This window comes from Mycoplasma razini (genome assembly GCF_048076865.1).
In the GTDB taxonomy this organism is placed as follows: Bacteria; Bacillota_I; Bacilli_A; order Mycoplasmatales; family Metamycoplasmataceae; genus Mycoplasmopsis.
This window is the reverse complement of the sequence record NZ_CP182212.1, coordinates 364705-380654: the sequence shown is the minus strand read 5'-3', so window position 1 is coordinate 380654 and position 15950 is coordinate 364705. Positions and strand designations below refer to the sequence as shown.

The 15950-nt window shown below is 29.3% G+C and carries 17 protein-coding genes; 10 read left to right on the top strand and 7 right to left on the bottom strand.

What is annotated here, in order from left to right:
• Positions 1–98: 98 nt before the first annotated feature.
• Positions 99–1649 (bottom strand): leucine-rich repeat protein, encoded by a 1551-nt coding sequence (locus tag ACM0L0_RS01660; RefSeq protein ID WP_416738831.1) that lies wholly within the window; start codon positions 1647–1649, stop codon positions 99–101.
• Between the two features lie 482 nt (positions 1650–2131).
• Here ACM0L0_RS01660 and ACM0L0_RS01655 point away from each other — a divergent pair, with 482 nt between their 5' ends.
• The 10 genes from ACM0L0_RS01655 to ACM0L0_RS01610 all read left to right on the top strand — a co-directional run bounded on the left by ACM0L0_RS01655 (position 2132) and on the right by ACM0L0_RS01610 (position 9508).
• Entirely contained in the window at positions 2132–2614 is a 483-nt protein-coding gene (locus tag ACM0L0_RS01655) for an MscL family protein (protein WP_416738830.1), read from the top strand.
• Between the two features lie 177 nt (positions 2615–2791).
• Complete coding sequence (locus ACM0L0_RS01650; RefSeq protein ID WP_416738829.1) at positions 2792–3220, top strand: hypothetical protein; 429 nt, start codon at positions 2792–2794, stop codon at positions 3218–3220.
• 10 nt (positions 3221–3230) lie between these two features.
• A complete protein-coding gene (locus tag ACM0L0_RS01645) occupies positions 3231–3758 on the top strand; it encodes a hypothetical protein (RefSeq protein ID WP_416738828.1) in 528 nt (175 codons plus the stop codon).
• Positions 3759–3911: 153 nt separating this feature from the next.
• Positions 3912–4391: a transcription antitermination factor NusB gene (locus ACM0L0_RS01640; protein WP_416738827.1), complete on the top strand. Its 480-nt coding sequence runs from the start codon at positions 3912–3914 to the stop codon at positions 4389–4391.
• Positions 4384–4902: a hypothetical protein gene (locus ACM0L0_RS01635; protein ID WP_416738826.1), complete on the top strand. Its 519-nt coding sequence runs from the start codon at positions 4384–4386 to the stop codon at positions 4900–4902. The genes ACM0L0_RS01640 and ACM0L0_RS01635 overlap by 8 nt, the downstream gene beginning before the upstream one ends.
• Complete coding sequence (locus ACM0L0_RS01630) at positions 4902–6056, top strand: aminotransferase class V-fold PLP-dependent enzyme (RefSeq protein WP_416738825.1); 1155 nt, start codon at positions 4902–4904, stop codon at positions 6054–6056. Before ACM0L0_RS01635 ends, ACM0L0_RS01630 begins: the two co-directional genes overlap by 1 nt.
• Positions 6046–6459 carry an iron-sulfur cluster assembly scaffold protein gene (locus ACM0L0_RS01625; RefSeq protein ID WP_416738824.1) on the top strand — a complete coding sequence of 138 codons (414 nt, stop codon included), beginning with the start codon at positions 6046–6048 and terminating at the stop codon, positions 6457–6459. Before ACM0L0_RS01630 ends, ACM0L0_RS01625 begins: the two co-directional genes overlap by 11 nt.
• Positions 6452–7693: a Y-family DNA polymerase gene (locus tag ACM0L0_RS01620; protein WP_416738823.1), complete on the top strand. Its 1242-nt coding sequence runs from the start codon at positions 6452–6454 to the stop codon at positions 7691–7693. Before ACM0L0_RS01625 ends, ACM0L0_RS01620 begins: the two co-directional genes overlap by 8 nt.
• A gap of 5 nt (positions 7694–7698) precedes the next feature.
• A complete protein-coding gene (locus ACM0L0_RS01615; protein WP_416738822.1) occupies positions 7699–8787 on the top strand; it encodes a nicotinate-nucleotide adenylyltransferase in 1089 nt (362 codons plus the stop codon).
• Position 8788: 1 nt separating this feature from the next.
• Positions 8789–9508 (top strand): pseudouridine synthase, encoded by a 720-nt coding sequence (locus ACM0L0_RS01610; protein WP_416738821.1) that lies wholly within the window; start codon positions 8789–8791, stop codon positions 9506–9508.
• 95 nt (positions 9509–9603) lie between these two features.
• Here the strand turns inward: ACM0L0_RS01610 and ACM0L0_RS01605 are convergent, their stop codons facing one another.
• The 6 genes from ACM0L0_RS01605 to ACM0L0_RS01580 all read right to left on the bottom strand — a co-directional run bounded on the left by ACM0L0_RS01605 (position 9604) and on the right by ACM0L0_RS01580 (position 15949).
• A complete protein-coding gene (locus ACM0L0_RS01605) occupies positions 9604–11802 on the bottom strand; it encodes a hypothetical protein (protein ID WP_416738820.1) in 2199 nt (732 codons plus the stop codon).
• Positions 11802–12590, bottom strand: a complete 789-nt coding sequence (locus ACM0L0_RS01600; protein WP_416738819.1) for an ABC transporter permease — start codon at positions 12588–12590, stop codon at positions 11802–11804. Before ACM0L0_RS01600 ends, ACM0L0_RS01605 begins: the two co-directional genes overlap by 1 nt.
• Positions 12583–13422 carry an ABC transporter permease gene (locus ACM0L0_RS01595; protein WP_416738818.1) on the bottom strand — a complete coding sequence of 280 codons (840 nt, stop codon included), beginning with the start codon at positions 13420–13422 and terminating at the stop codon, positions 12583–12585. The genes ACM0L0_RS01600 and ACM0L0_RS01595 overlap by 8 nt, the downstream gene beginning before the upstream one ends.
• Positions 13406–14791, bottom strand: a complete 1386-nt coding sequence (locus tag ACM0L0_RS01590; RefSeq protein WP_416738817.1) for an ABC transporter ATP-binding protein — start codon at positions 14789–14791, stop codon at positions 13406–13408. The genes ACM0L0_RS01595 and ACM0L0_RS01590 overlap by 17 nt, the downstream gene beginning before the upstream one ends.
• Positions 14792–14827: 36 nt before the next feature.
• On the bottom strand, positions 14828–14965 hold the full coding sequence (locus ACM0L0_RS01585; RefSeq protein WP_416738816.1) for a hypothetical protein: 138 nt from the start codon (positions 14963–14965) through the stop codon (positions 14828–14830).
• 93 nt (positions 14966–15058) lie between these two features.
• Positions 15059–15949: a variable surface lipoprotein gene (locus ACM0L0_RS01580; RefSeq protein WP_416738815.1), complete on the bottom strand. Its 891-nt coding sequence runs from the start codon at positions 15947–15949 to the stop codon at positions 15059–15061.
• Between the last annotated feature and the right edge of the window lies 1 nt (position 15950).

The following is a 15950-nucleotide window of genomic DNA, read 5'->3' as shown; positions in this document are numbered from 1 at the left end:
ATATTTTGCAATATCTAAACAGTGAATCTATCATTTTACTGATATGATATAAAAAACACCATATTTTATATATGGTGTAAAAATAGTTTTTAATTTGGTTAATTCTTTTGTGCACTAGGTTTATCTGTTAAGTTATCTGTGCCAACAAAGGCTGTATGAGCAATAATTGTAGCTTTAGGAAAATCAGCTTGTTTTAAAGATATATCATTTGCAAATGCACGTTCACCAATTTCAGTTACGTTAGGGAATGAAACTGAAACAAGTGAAACAGCACCAGAAAATCCTTCAGCTGCAATTTTTGTAACGTTTGGAGCTTGTATTTGTACTAAGCTTTCAGCTTCTTTAAATGCACTAGAATCTATAATAGTTGCTTTTTCAAATGTAGCATTCTTGAGCTCTGTTGCTTTTGCAAATAGTCAGGAAGATATTTTTGTAACATTAGGGAAGTTTGCTGAAGTTATTTTATTATTATTTCTAAATAATTCAGGTACAAGTTGAGTTACTTCTAAATCACTAACTTCTCCCTCTGCATTAGATCATTTTGCTAAAATCTTGTTAAAAATTAATTTTTCAGGTAGTTTAGGTGTGGCATCAAAAGGAACTTTGTCCATTGAACTTACTAATGGCAATTCCACTGAACTTAAATTTTTACAATTACTAAAAGCATATTCACCAACTGCAGTTACCTTTGGGAATGACACTGAAGTTAGAGAAGTACAATTTTCAAATGCAAAATTACCAATATTATCTAATTTAGGTAAATCCACTTTGGCTAAATTAGAAGCATCTAAAAATGCACCATAATAAAGTTTTGTTGCATTTGGGAATGATACTGAAGTAATTGAGGTATTTCCTTTAAATACATAAGCATAAATTTGTTTAATAGAATCATCCTTTATTTCACCTTTTGCTCCTGGATATTTAATTAATATTCCATTTACAACTAATTTTTCAGTAATTTTAGGGAAAATATCTCCATTCGTCCCCATAAAGGCTGTTGCTTCAATATCATTTAATTTAGGAAAATCAATTCCTGTAATGTTTTGCGTATCCATGAATGCATATTGTAGAATTTTGGTTATATTATTGTCGACTAAGTTACCTATTGCATTGTCTCATTTGATCAAGACTCCATTTTGGACAACCTTATCATCTTGCAAGTTTTTAAATAATCAGTCTCGTTCTGGGTTTCATAATCTAAAAACATGATCTGTTGTACTTTCTAGCTTAGGCATAATTAGTTTTGTTACCTTAACTGAAGTTACATATGGGTAACCAACTGCAATTGTTTTTGTATCAGGACATTCTAATGTTATATTGCCAACTTTATTATCAAACATTTCATCTAGTTGTTGTAGAAAATCATTTAGTAAATCAAAATCAATGATAGGTGCATTTTTAACGCTTAATACTTTAGTGTCTTTATTAAATTCAATTTTAATTGCAGGGTTTTGTGATTTCAACGTAATTAATGCTGGATTTTTAGTTTCATCATTTCCAGGAGTGGGTTTTGGTTCACTTGTTCCTGGGATTGGTTTGGGTTGTTGTTCTGTCGCTTTATTACCTCCACAAGATATTGCTACTAATGGTAGACTTATAGCTGAAGTAGAAAGTAATCCTAATAAGAATAATACTTTATTGCGTTTCATTTTTTCTCCTTTAAAAGGCGTTGCAATATTTTCTTAGTAAGCGCATGATTTAAAGTTAGTTTTTTAACTCAATGTTTTAAGGAATAATTTGCATGCCTTATAATTATTATTTCACTTTTACACAATGATTCAATATACTAAAAATGCTATATGGTAGGTATAAAAAATAATTATTATTTTATATTTTGATTTAAAGTAGAAAATAAAATATAAATTAAAAATTTATATTATTTTTTCGTTTTTAGCTGAAAATTACACCTTTTGAGATCTTTTCTTGCATACAAAAATGTAATAATAATTTATTAAACTTTTAAGTAAAAAATAATGCGATATTGCACATTAGTAATTAAAAAGTTAAAAAAATAATTATTTTTATGTCAAAAATTGCTTTTTTGTCTGAAATAATATGTTAAGATATCAAAGTCTATTTATCATATATATTTAAATATGATAAAATATTAAAATAAACAAAAGGAGTCATTATGTCATCAAAATCAACATGCAAAGATTTACATAAAAAATCTTGAGCAGAATCTAAAGCACAAATGAAACGTGGTAACTTATTGATGTTAGCAATAGGTTTCTTACTTGGAGGAGTTTTTACAGCATTAGTATCATCATTTGCAAATGATATTATTATGGCTGCTATCACAACTGCATTCGGTAAAACACCAGATACATGAGTAGTAGGACAAAAAGCTGATGGAACAGGTGGAATTTACATTGGTAAATTCTTAGCTACATTAATTCAATTCATTATTGTTTCTGCAGTAGTATTTGGTATTTTATACTTCTACTTCATGATCAGAAACTACAGAGCATATCGTAAAGAACTTAAAAACCCAGTTGTTGAAACACCAGAAGAACCTGCTGCTGCACCTACAACTGAAGAATTAATTTTAGCTGAATTAAAGAAATTAAATTCAAACGTTGATGAATCTAAATCATTATTTAATGTTAAATAATATTTCTAACAATAGCACCGCTAAGCAATAGTGGTGCTTTTTATTACATTTTAAAAGATAAACTTTCACATATGATAAAATTAATTTGTAGAAATTTAAGTTTCTTAAATCAATAAATATTGACTGCTTATTTTCTTTTAACCCCAGCAAATAAGCACAAAAGTATAAGGAGACTGTATGGAACAAATACAAAATTTAAATAATTCTTCAATTCCAAAAGAACTTTTTCAAAAGTCTTTAACCCGTTACAAAATTTTTATGTTAATTAGAGTATCGCTTATCATTGCAGCTTTATTAGCTGTTTTTGGCATTGTATCGCTAGTTTATTGAAATAATATTGTTGGATGAGTGCTACTAGCTAGTGCATTACTTTTACTTACTTGTTATTGAATTTACTCAACTATCAAAATTAATCCAACAGTAAACAAAATGTCTAAAGAATTAGAAACTTATAAGCCTTATTTTAAAGAATATTACGCACAACTTTCAAAATTAAATCAGTTTATTTTTAGATTCTTTTTTCTAGTTGAACTTTATGACCAAGCACAAGCTGTAAAACTCTTAGACAATAATTTTGCTAATCAAGATATTGATCAAGATAATTAAAGGATTACTGATGTCTGAAGAAATTAAATTAGATGACCAAAAATACTTAAAAGCAGAAAGCAATCTACTTTCTTCTTTGCGTTTTTATAAAAAACTTTTATTAATAAAAATTCTTTTATTCATTCCTTATGCTTTAGTTATGGTATTTGTCTTTCTTGCGATATACAAAAGTCAATTTGTTTATATTGCACCAATAATGATTTGTTCCATTTGAGCAATAATTCACACTTGTTTCATATTATTAAGAGTGAACCCATCAATTCGTTCAACTGCAAAATTTTTAACTAAATATAAGTCAGAAATGTCAGAATTTTATCAAAGTTCTAAATTGAATTGATTTAATAGAATTATTTTTAAACATTTCTTCTTAGTCGATATGTATGGTAAGCGCGAGCCAAACATTATTATTAAATACCCTGAAAAATATACAGAAATGGAAAAAACTGGTGAAATACCATATCATGTTAGAGAAGCAAATTTAGATTCACAAGCTGGAAATTTTGAAACAATTATGCGAGCTAGTTCAGAAAAGGATTAATAATAAAATTGCTTTTTAAAATAAATATCCTGGTTGGATATTTTTTATTATTTGCACTAATAGCACTATTTTTTAAGCCTGATATTTTCCTACTCTTTAGACCAAAAAAATTCTAAATTATATTATAATTTAGAAACTAAATAAGGAGCACATATGCAACAACAACACAAAAAATCAAGAAGAGAAATGAGAAAAACAGTTATTGCTGTTTTATATAAATACGAATTACTAGAAGAACCAATTAATGTTGAAGAAGCTTTTGAAGAGTTCTTTTTAGATCGTGAAGAATTACTTAGAATTGAATTAATAGCAAAAAACTATGCATTCTTACGTAAATCATTAAATGCATTATTAAACAAGAACTGAAAATGAGAAAGAATTTCTCCTTTAATTAGAGCAATTATTCTAAATGGAGCTTTTGAACTTTATAACACAGATCCAAAAGTTGTTATAAATGAGGCTGTGGAAATAACTAAATTTTATTTCCCTAAAGATTTACCAGATCAACCAGCTACATTACAAGGTAAGCAGTACAAATTTGTTAATGCTATCTTAGAAAATTATTTAAAACTAATTCAAACTTTTGAACTTGCTGAAAAGCTAGAGAAAAAAGCTTTAAAAGATCATGAATAAAACCAATAGTAAAAAATTATGATCTAAGATAGTTTTATCTTTTGCATATAAATCACATTATCATGGGATTTTAAACAAAATTAATTTTACTTATAAGCAATTTCATGAAATGCATTTGCTTGCTCATGAAAAGCTTGAAAAATTTGAAACTAAAAAATTTGCTGAACGCAGCAAAAACCTAAATGAATTTATTGACAATTTTAATCAAGACTTAACTTTTTATCCAGAAGTTACTCCTGAGCAAAAACAAATGGTTTATAACTTCTACTACTACTTATTTTATGATCTTTTTATTAAATACTATGATCATGATGAATTAGAAGTTAAAAACTTTCTCGGAGAAGTTTTTAAAACTATTGATTTAGATAAGGATAAAAGTATTCGTAAGCATCAATTCCAAATTATTGTTAATAAAATCAAACGTGAATATTACTATTTATTCCTAGATGAATTTCAAAAAATGCCAGGTTACAATACTGCTTTAAGAGCAATTTTAAGAAAGGTCTTATAATGAATCAAAATGACATTCGCAAACATTTTCCAATTTTACAAAAGATTACATATTTTGATTCAGCTGCTTTAGTGTTAAAACCTAAAGAAGCCAGTGATGCAATTTATGATTATTACTGCAATAAATCAATTTCATCTCGTACTGCCGATACACCATTGGGAAATGAAGTTAATTCAACCATTACTCGTGTTCGCAGTAAAGTAGCTGACTTATTACAAGCTGATCAAAATGAAATAATCTTTACAAGTGGAACAACTGAAAGTATCAATCTTTTTGTTAATATGTTTGAACATTTACTTACTAATGAAGATGAAATTTTGCTTAGTGCTTATAATCACTCATCTAATTTAATTCCTTGAATTGAAATGAGTAAAAAAGTTGGCGCTAAAATTGTAATTTCACAAGACATTTTAGCAAGTATTAATTCAAAAACTAAAATTGTAGCCTTGAGTCATGAAACTAATAACTTTAATCAACACTTTGATATTGCAGCAATTGCAACTAAAGCTCATCAACATGGAGCATTTGTTTTTGATGATGCAGCACAAGCAATTTCTCATGAACCAGTTTCATTACAAGTAGTGGATGCTATTGCCTTTTCAACTAACAAATTTTATGGTCCAACTGGAATGGGTGTACTAGCTGTTAAAAAAACTTTACTATCTCAATTAAAACCAGTTAAATTTGGTGGTGGATCAGTAAATGCTATTCACACTAATGCTTGCTGAGATGCAAAGCAAACAATTGCAGCTTTTGAGCCTGGAACACCAGATATTGCAGGATTTTTTATGTTTGATAAAGCACTTGATTTTTTTGCTCAAGTTGGTTATAAACAAACTCAAGAAATTTTAAGTTCTCTATCACATTATTTACATCAAGAGTTGGCAGCTTTACCAAATGTTACTGTATATACTAAACCTGGTGACAATATTGCATTAATTAATGTAAATGGAATTAATGCTCAAGATGTAGCCACTTACTTAGGAAGCAAAAATATCTACACAATTGCTGGAATTTTCTGTGCACCTTATTTAAGAAATATTCAAGATACTTATTCTTTCCTAAGAATATCACTCGGAATTTATAATACTCAAGCCGACATTGATAAGCTTGTAGAAGAATTAAAAAATGGAGGTGATTTCTATGCATTTTAATCAAAATCAAGCTAGAGAAATAATCATGAATCATTATATGAACCCAAGTAACAAAGTAGCTTTAAGTGATAACTTTATTACCTGCTATAGTAACACTTGTTCAGATAAATTAGAATTGCAAGTTACTTGACAAGATGATAAAGTACTTCAAGCTAAATTTAATGGGCATGGATGTGCTGTATTTATGGCAGCAACAGACATTTTTTTAGATTTAATAATCGGTAAAACTAAAGCTGAAATTGCAACTTTAGTTGATACCTTTACTAAATTTGTTTCACAAGAACCTTTAGATGAAGATGCTATTGCATCACTTGGTGAGTTATGGGCATTTTACAATGTTAAAACACATTTAAATCGAGTAGCATGTGCTTTATTAACTCCAAATACTTTTATTAATGAATAAACCTATTTTATTTCATATCGATTTTGACTGTTATTTTGTTTCGGCTGCTCGGACAATACAGCCAGAATTAAATAATAAACCTGTAGCAATATCACGCTCTTCTGCACATGCTATTGCTGTTTCAGTTTCATATGAACTAAAAAATAAAGGTATTAAAGCTGGAATGAAGAATTATGAAATTTTAGCTTTAGAACCTTCAACAATTATAGTTCCAAGTAATATGCCTTTATATGAGGAACTATCAGGCAAAATCTTTGAATACCTGGCTTCGAACTATACTGGAAACATTCAAATTGCTTCAATTGATGAATGCTATTTAGATGTAACTGAATTAGTGGCTAAATTAGGAGTTAGACCTGTGCAGTTGGCTCAAAAGTTACAAAGAGATATTATGTTTAAATTCAGAATTCCAATAACAATTGGAATTTCACATAATAAATTTGCTGCTAAAATGACTACAAATATCTCCAAGCCATTTGGAATAGGCTATACTAATGAAGATAACTTTGCACAGCACTTTTTTGATTTAGATATTGAAAAATACCATGGAATCGGAAAGAAAAGTGCTGAAAAATTACGTCAAATTAATATTAATACAATTGGTCAACTAGCCCAAAAAGATGTAAGTGATCTTGAAATTGGGGCAATATTTGGTCGTATAGGTCAAGACATCTTACGAAATCTTGATCCATATGTCTATGAGCACATTACTTTTAAAGATGAAAAGGCTTTAGGGATAGGCAACGAGATTACTTTTGAACATTATGATATGCCTTTTGAATTAAAAATAGAATATCTTAATTCATTATGCGCTAAAGTTTCTTCTCGTTTGATTAGTGAAAACTTAGCTGGTAATGTTATAGCCTTAACTATACGTTCCAGATCTAAAAAATGGACTACCAAGCAAGTTAAAATTGCTTCATACATTAATTCTGCTAGCGATTTATATAAAATTGTTTACAACATCTTTAATAAGAATTTTTCTGAAACTGATTTTATTGGTCTAGGAGTAAGGGTTACAAATCTCATTGACCTGAATAATATGTACTTACCAGTTAGCTTAATAAATAGTCCTAAACCAAATATTCAAGATAATATAATTAAAGAAGTGATTGCAGAAGTTGAAACCCTTTTTGCTAATCCAACTTTAAAAGTGCTAACTGAAGAAGAAATTAAAACTAGCAATTTACATAAAGGCGCTTATCGTTTTAAAAAAATGCTATTTAGAAAGTAGGAACTATGAAAATAGGAATATATGGAGGATCATTTGATCCTATACACAAAGGACATATCAAAACTGCTCGTTATGTAATTAATAAGCTAGGTTTAGATAAATTATTAATTGTACCAGCTGCTACTTCACCTTTTAAAACTAAAGGTAAGAAAGCAAGTAGTTTAGATCGTCAAAATATGGTCGAATTAGTCCTAGAAGACAAAATGGAACTATGCGACTTCGAACTCAAACGTGGTGGTGTATCTTACACCATTGACACAGTTCAATACTTAGCTAATAAATACAAAGATGCTGAGCTTTACTTAATTGTGGGAAGTGATTTAGTACCTAATATTTCAGGATGAAAGAATATTGATCAAATTTCTAAATTAGCTAAAATAACAGTAGTACGTCGTAACAATAAAGTTAACAAAGTTAATATTAAAAAATATAATGGAATCTTACTTGATAATCCAATTTTTGAGGCTTCTTCAACCGACTTTAAAAAAGGAATGTTTAATTTAGTTGATGATAAAGTAGCTGACTACATCGCCAGTCACCATTTGTACCTTGAACAATTAGTGCACAACACTTTATCAGCCAAAAGAGCTAAACACTGCATGTCAACTGCATCTTTTGCAGCTGAATTAGCAAAAGCACATGGGCTAGATGCTAAAAAAGCTTATCTAGCTGGGTTATTACATGATATTGCCAAAGAATTCAGCGATGAGCAAGTACTTTATTTAATTGAAAAATATGAACCAGCATTAGCTAATGGCTTATTACCATACCAATATCATCAAACTGCTGGTTATATCTGAGTTAAATACGGATACAAACTTCCTGATCCAGAAATTGCTCAAGCTATTTTATGTCATACTTCAATGCGTGATAATATGACTTGACTTGATAAAGTCTTATTTATCTCAGATAAAATTTGTGAAGGTAGAAGATATCCAGGTATCCAACAAACACGTAAATTATGCTTTGAAAACTTAGAAGCTGGATTTAGCCAAGTTGTTCAAGAAACTTACCAATATAACCTTGATAAAGGTGTTGTCTTTACTCCTGAACAAGCAAAACTTTACAATAAATACAGAAACGGAAACAAATAATATGGTTAAAGAAGAAAGAATTCAAAAGCTCCTTTCACAAGCAGGAATAGCTTCAAGAAGAGAAGCCGAAAGTATGATACTAGCTGGGAGAGTTAAACTAAATGGACGTCTTGCTCAATTAGGGGATAAAGCTACTTTTGCAGATACAATTTTAGTTGATGGAGAGCCAATTCAAGGTCAAGAAGAAAAAGTATATTTTGTACTAAATAAACCACCTAAAACTGTATGTACCTTAAAAGATAATTTTAACCGTACAATAGTAACTGATTTAATTGATACACCTTATCGCATCTTTCCTGTTGGAAGATTGGATTATGATACTACTGGAGTATTAATTTTAACCAATGATGGAGAATTAGCAAGTAAACTAACTCACCCTTCTTATGGTGTTATTCGTGTATATCGTGCAAGATTAAATGAACCTTTAGATAAACGTCAAATGGCTAAGCTTAACAAGCCAGTTATGATTAACGGTACTTGATCAAAACAAGATGTAATTCAAGCCGATGTTAAAAGCTACTTTGTAGTGCTAACTCAAGGAACATACCACCACGTTAAGGAACTATTTAAAACTGTTGATCGCCAAGTAATCAACTTAAAAAGAGTTGAATATGGTGGAATTACATGTAAAAATATTCCAGTTGGAATGTATCGTCCTTTAACTATTAAAGAAGTTAAAACTCTATACAGTTTAGTTAAAAATCCTAAAAAAGAACAATAATTTTCATTTTTAAACTAGCCTTGTTGCTAGTTTTTTTATCCCTGTTTTTAAAAAATAAACTATATTTTTACAAAAAAACCAGGATTACTCCTGATTTAACTTTTTGTTTCCATAAAATAATATTGTGAGGCTTCTGAAGAAATTTGCTCACTGATTGGATTTAAGGCTTTGTGTTCAATAATTCCATTGTTTTTTCAAGCCTTAATAATAATTGGATTGTGTTTTTCCTTTTCTATATTATTTAGTAAATTATCAATTTCAGTTTCATTATTTTGATTTAAAGCAACTTTAATTGACTCTAGCTTTGCTTTAGCTTGTGCTAGATATTCCTGATCTTCTGAGCTTAGTTCGCTTTCTTGTTCAAAACTAGTAATTAATTCCTGCAATTCACTAGCAAAAATCTCTAGCTTATCACTTTGGTTTGAAACATCAACAATTTTATAGATGTCAATAACATTCTTATCTTGGCCATCAGTAACATCAGCAAAATAATTACGTAACACTAGTTGATAATCGATTTCTTGTGTTGGCACATAATTAATATAATTAAAGTTTGTTAAGTTACCTCATCCTTCAATATTTTCATCATTAGAAATATCTATAAATGCTATTTTACGCCCAAGGTAAAGTGCTAAAGCTTCTTTTTTATCTTCAGCTTCTTGGATAAAATTGCTTGCTTCTTCTTTATTAGTTTCAATAATTGCTGCAAGGATTGCATCTTCATCAGTTTCTTGTGACATATTAATTTTAGATTCATCTGAAGATAAAAAGGCTAGGCTTTGAACTAAGAAGTTATCTTTTGAAGCTAGGAAATAAGCTTGGAGCATACTTGGAGATATATTAATTTTCGCATCATAATTTGCAACCTCTTCATCTCTTTGAGTTTGCATTTGAGCATATTTTTCAAATCATGTGTGATTTTGAGGTAATGATAAGTTAATTAAGTCACTATATTTAGTTATAACTTGATTTACTTGCTCGCTTTCAATTGGTTGAGCTAATAAACTGCTGTCTCAGAGGTGAGCAAAAGCACCTTGTTGTTGAATTTGCTTTCAAACTTGAGCAGTGACATTTTCACTAAATTGAACTTTTAAGGCTTTATTATAGTTGTCTAAAGTAATTTTATCTTTGCCAATTTCTCAATACGAATTTAAATTACTATAAATACTTTGACCTAGAATTTGTAAGTATAAATCATTTTCGTTTTGATCATTTGCTGAAGAAAGCATAATTCCATCAACTAATAATAAATTTTGCTTTGGTTTAATTACTCGAATATCACCATCATGACTAATCCCTAACTCTTCTTCTTTTTCACTTGCTGGATAGTTATCTGAACCATAATAAGCATCAATAGCATCACCATTATACATAATGGCAGCAGTAATATCAGGACGCTTTGGATTAATTAGTTGGTTTAGTAATTCTAGTCCATCACCTTCAAAAGAAATATGGCGATTGTTTCTAACATCATAACCAGTACCATCTTTAATTAATTGTTTAAATGAGTCAATTAAAATTTTATAAGTATCTGATTTAACATCTCCTGTAAATTTGCTTGAAGTTCTATCTCCATCAGGTAATAGTCAATATGAAGAACCATAAAGCATGTTATCACGCATAGCATCAGTAATAATAAAAGAATCAAAACCATTTGCATGTACAGCTTTTAAGACATTAATGAAGGAATTATAGGCTTCTTGGTTGCCAAAATCTTGTTCTTTAAGTCAGCTAGTAGCAATACCTGATAACTTATCATCTGCATCTTCACGGTTTGCTGGATCAATTGGATTTTTAAGAGTATTATAAGCTACTACAGCATCTTGAGAATAGTATGGGAAAAAGTATTCTCATAATTCGCCTTTGTTAGCTTGTGCTAGTTCTTCATTATATTGTGCTAGATGATTTCAAATTTCATCTCGTAAGAATAAGCGAACTAGATTTTTTGTTTTTTGATAATTATTTTTTAAACTAGGATCATTAAATAAAACTGAATAATCAATTTTTGTAATTAATCCTTTTTTCGCAAGTTGAGCAGCTAGGAAATCAGTTCCCACTCCAGCTGCAGCTTTATGATTTATTAGCGCGTTATTAAACTCACTAATTTCACTAAATTGAGTATATGTAAAGTGTTGTCTTAAGACATCTTGATTATCTTCGGACATATATGATTTAAAGTTATAAAATGCTGGTTTGTATTGATGAGTTGCTTTATAAGCAAGCGCACTCCCTACCACTGCCCCTGTAACTAGTAGGCTGGAACAAATAAGTAAGTTACGATAAAGTTTTTTCATTACTTCTTATTCTTTTTAACCAATGTATAAATAATGTTAGCAACTATTGTAATAAATAAAATAATAGTTCCTAAAACAAGTCCTCAAGGCTCAAATGAACCTTCGTATAATTTAGTTCCAAGTGTAGGTGAGTTAGACACAGTACGTGTAATAATAAAGTCATCAAAACTAAGTACAGAAGAAACCACTACTGCCATAATGATTGAAGGAATCATATAAATGAAATAAGTTCTAAATCATGATCTAATCTTTGAATATCCTAGATCTTGACTAGCCTCAAATAAGTTGTTATTAAATTTTTCACTTCTAGGTAGCATTAATGAAATTCCATATGGAATTGCCATAACTGTATGTGCTACAATAACACGTGCAAAACCTTCATTATCAGTTTGCACCACTCCAAAGAAAGCCCCAAAAACTAATACTAAGCCAATTGCTGTAATGTTATCTGGGTTAATAAGAGGTACATTTGAACTAGCTGTTACAAACCCTCTAACAGTTTTATTCTTTTGACGATATAAAGCATAAACTGTTACAAGTGAAATAGCACAAACTAGGAATGAAACAATAATCGCTAATAAAATTGAGTTTACTAGAGCTGAAACACGATCGTTATCAAATAAGTGAATTCAGTTTTCAACAGTTCCTTTAGTTCAAGTTGTGTTAAATAATCCCTTAGGAGTTGCTTCATTAAATGTAAAAATTGCTCCAAAGAAAAGAGGTATATAAACAATTGCTAAAATTAAATAAATATAGCTTTTTCTTAAAAATGAACCAAGTTTACTCATAGTGTGCTCCTTTCTTAAGTTTGAAGATTAACTTTGGAATAAAGAGCATTAAAGCATAAATTGAAATAAACACTAATGAAACAATAATAACTAATGAAGAACCTGCAGATAAATCAAATTTGTTTCCTGGGTTGATTTTTGAGTTAATAATATCTCCAATTAGTTGGTGTTGAGATCCATCTGGGAGCAATTTGGCTGAAATAATAAAAGTGGTTGCACTAGCTAGAAAAATCATTGCTAGTCCAGATAAAATCGCTTTAGTTCCATAAGGAATAATTACTTTGAAAATAGTTTGCACATTATTGTATCCAAGGTCATTACTTGCTTCAACAATGTTTTTTGGCATGTCTTTAAAAACTGTATATAAAGGCATTATCATTAAAGGTAAGTTTAAGTATGTTAATCCAAAAACAATAAACATTTCGTTATTTAAACTTTTAGGATCTGCTGCAAAAATAGCTAAGAATAAAGCTTTAATTGAATATACTCTAGCAATGGTAAAAATAGCCATCGGAGAAAGGATTAAGCTTAAAGCATAAATACGAAAAACTTTTGATTTAGATGTTGAAATAAAGTAAGCATAAGGAAAGCCTATAATTAAGCAAAAGATTGCTGAAACTAGCCCAATTCAAAGGCTACGTCCCATGATTCTTCAAGTGTTTTTACTTGTTACAAGTTCTCATGAATTAAAGTTATCTCCAGTCACAGAGAATGCTGAATATATAATCATGATTAAAGGTAGAATAATAAGTAAAATAGCCACTAGAATATATGGAATTGCTAAATAAAGCTTTCGATTTAGTGTAAGTCTATCTTTAATTTTGGAAATCATGGTTTGAGTAATCTCACTTAGGATCTTTTTTCATTAAGTGAATTGAATCAATTGTTCAACTCATGTAGACTTTTTCATCTAAATCGAATTTCTTAGCAGTTTCGACATAAATATATTCATCTTCTGCAATTTCAACTTTTAAATAATAATAAGAACCACGATATGAAATATCAACGATTTTTCCTGCAATTTTATCTTTAGTGCTTGCTGGGTTAGCATTAATATCAATATCTTCTGGACGGATTAAAGCATCTAACATTTCATTTGGATCAAATTCTTCCATTTCATGAACAGTTTTGAATTCTTTTCCAAGTAGCTTAATTTTCCCGTTTTTAGGGTTAAATTTAGCATTAAAAATATTAGAATCACCAATAAATTTAGCTACTCAGATATTAACTGGATAGTCATAAATATTTTTTGGTGTGTCATATTGTTCAATTCTTCCATCACGCATAACTGCAATACGATCTGAAAGTTCTAAAGCTTCATCTTGGTCGTGAGTAACAAAAATAAAGGTTAATCCTAATTCTTGTTGCACACTTCTTAAAAGCACTTGCATCTTTTTTCTAATTTTAGCATCAAGTGCTGATAAAGGTTCATCAAGTAATAAGATTTCAGGTTCAATAACAAGTGATCTAGCTAATGCTACCCGTTGTTTCATACCACCTGAAAGTGCGCTAATTGGCTTTGTAGCATTTCCACTAAGTCCAACTAGATCAATCATTTGAGTGATTTTGGTATTCATTTCATCTTTAGTCATCTTACGTTTAAAGTAACGATTTTTGAAGGCTTCTGATTTTTGGTTTACATAGTTTTCTCAGTATGAGTATTTAAAGTCAGAATCATCAAGCCAATTTTGACGTCTTCTGTATTGGTAAGTTCCAGGCTTTGTAGATTCTAATTCAGCTTCATATTTTTCTTGGATCTTATCAAGTTGAGCCATTTTAGCTTCTGAAAGAGCTGTTCATTGAGCTAATTTCTTTTGATATAAAGCATTATATTTATCATTAATTACTTCACGAGGAACTTTTTTAAGTTTTAATCCATATGCAATGTTACCTTCTACATTTAAATGAGGAAATAAGGCATAATCTTGGAAAATAGTTGATACATTTCTTTTGTAAGGTTCTAAGTCTTTGATGTCATAACCATCAAACTTAATTTCACCACGAGTAGCTCATTCAAAGCCACCGATTAGTCTTAGAATTGTAGTTTTACCTGAACCTGAAGGACCAAGTAAAGTTACAAATTCACCACGTTTAATTTGTAAATTAATACTGTGTAAAACAGTTTTATCTTGGAATTCTTTAACAACATCAATTAATTCAATAACTGGTTGTTCATCTTTATTGATTTTTTTCTTTGCCATAATGTCTCCTTTCATAATTTTAAAAATCAATTATGCTTACAGGGAGACAGTATCGTATAAATTTTCAGAGTATTCTTCAACTAAGTATTGTGCACTTGAATATTCAATATCATTAAAAACTCTAAAGATATTTTTGACCTGAAGAATTTGAATTAACATTGCTTTATTTTTCATAATGTCTATTTTACTAAAAGATAGCAAAAAAACAGCAAAATTTTGCAATTTCTTATTTTGCAAATTATGCTGTCTTGTAGGACTAAAAGTAAATTAGTAAATTAAATTATATTGAGGGTATTTTATATCAGGTAAAGCAGCAAATCTTTCTTCGAAACGACTAATATCTTCTGGAGTTAATTTTGCTTCATTTTTTTCCATTGCATCAAGCACATCTTGAGGGTTAATTACTTTAGTTGGATCAGATTGTGAAAAGTAAATAGATAAGGGATCTAAAGTAATTTTTCCTTCTTTAGAAACGTAAATTTTTAGCACAGTGCTTTTGAAAGAAACATACATTACTTTAAATCCAGGTTTCTTTTCTGAGTCTTGTAGCTTAGAAAAAGTTAATTTTTTTATTAAAATGTATGGTTTAACTTCTTCACGATTATATCTAAAGTGTTTATGAAGTGCTTCGTTATTAGTTGAAAATTCATTTTTAACATTAGCAGCTCAGTGTAAGTATCTTGGAGAGTGGACTGCGTGTGTTTTAGATTCTTTTTCAAAAGTTAATAAGCCATAGTCGTAAAACTTTGTAGTAAAGCTATATAAGTATTTTAAATATGCTAGTAAGTTTAAAGATAAAATTTCTTCATTTGATTGTAACAGTTGATTAATTTGATCTTGTTTCTGTGCAATTTCTTTTGCTGTTAATTTGCTATTTTCTAGTTCGTGTTTTAAGCCAAAAATGTTTTTAGCATTATCTTTTAAGTTTTGATTGATTTTTTGATATTTATCAAAATCAAAATTTTGATAAGCAGCTTCTTGCTCAGGAGAAAAGTGCACATTATATTTAGCTAATTCATCTTTTACCTCTGTAGCAAAGTGTTCTTTAACAAGTTTAAACTTAGATCCAGATTGTTCTCCAGCACATGAAGCAGCAATAACAGGAAGAGAAATAACAGGTAACATACTTAATGCTCAAATAATTTTATTTTTTCTCATA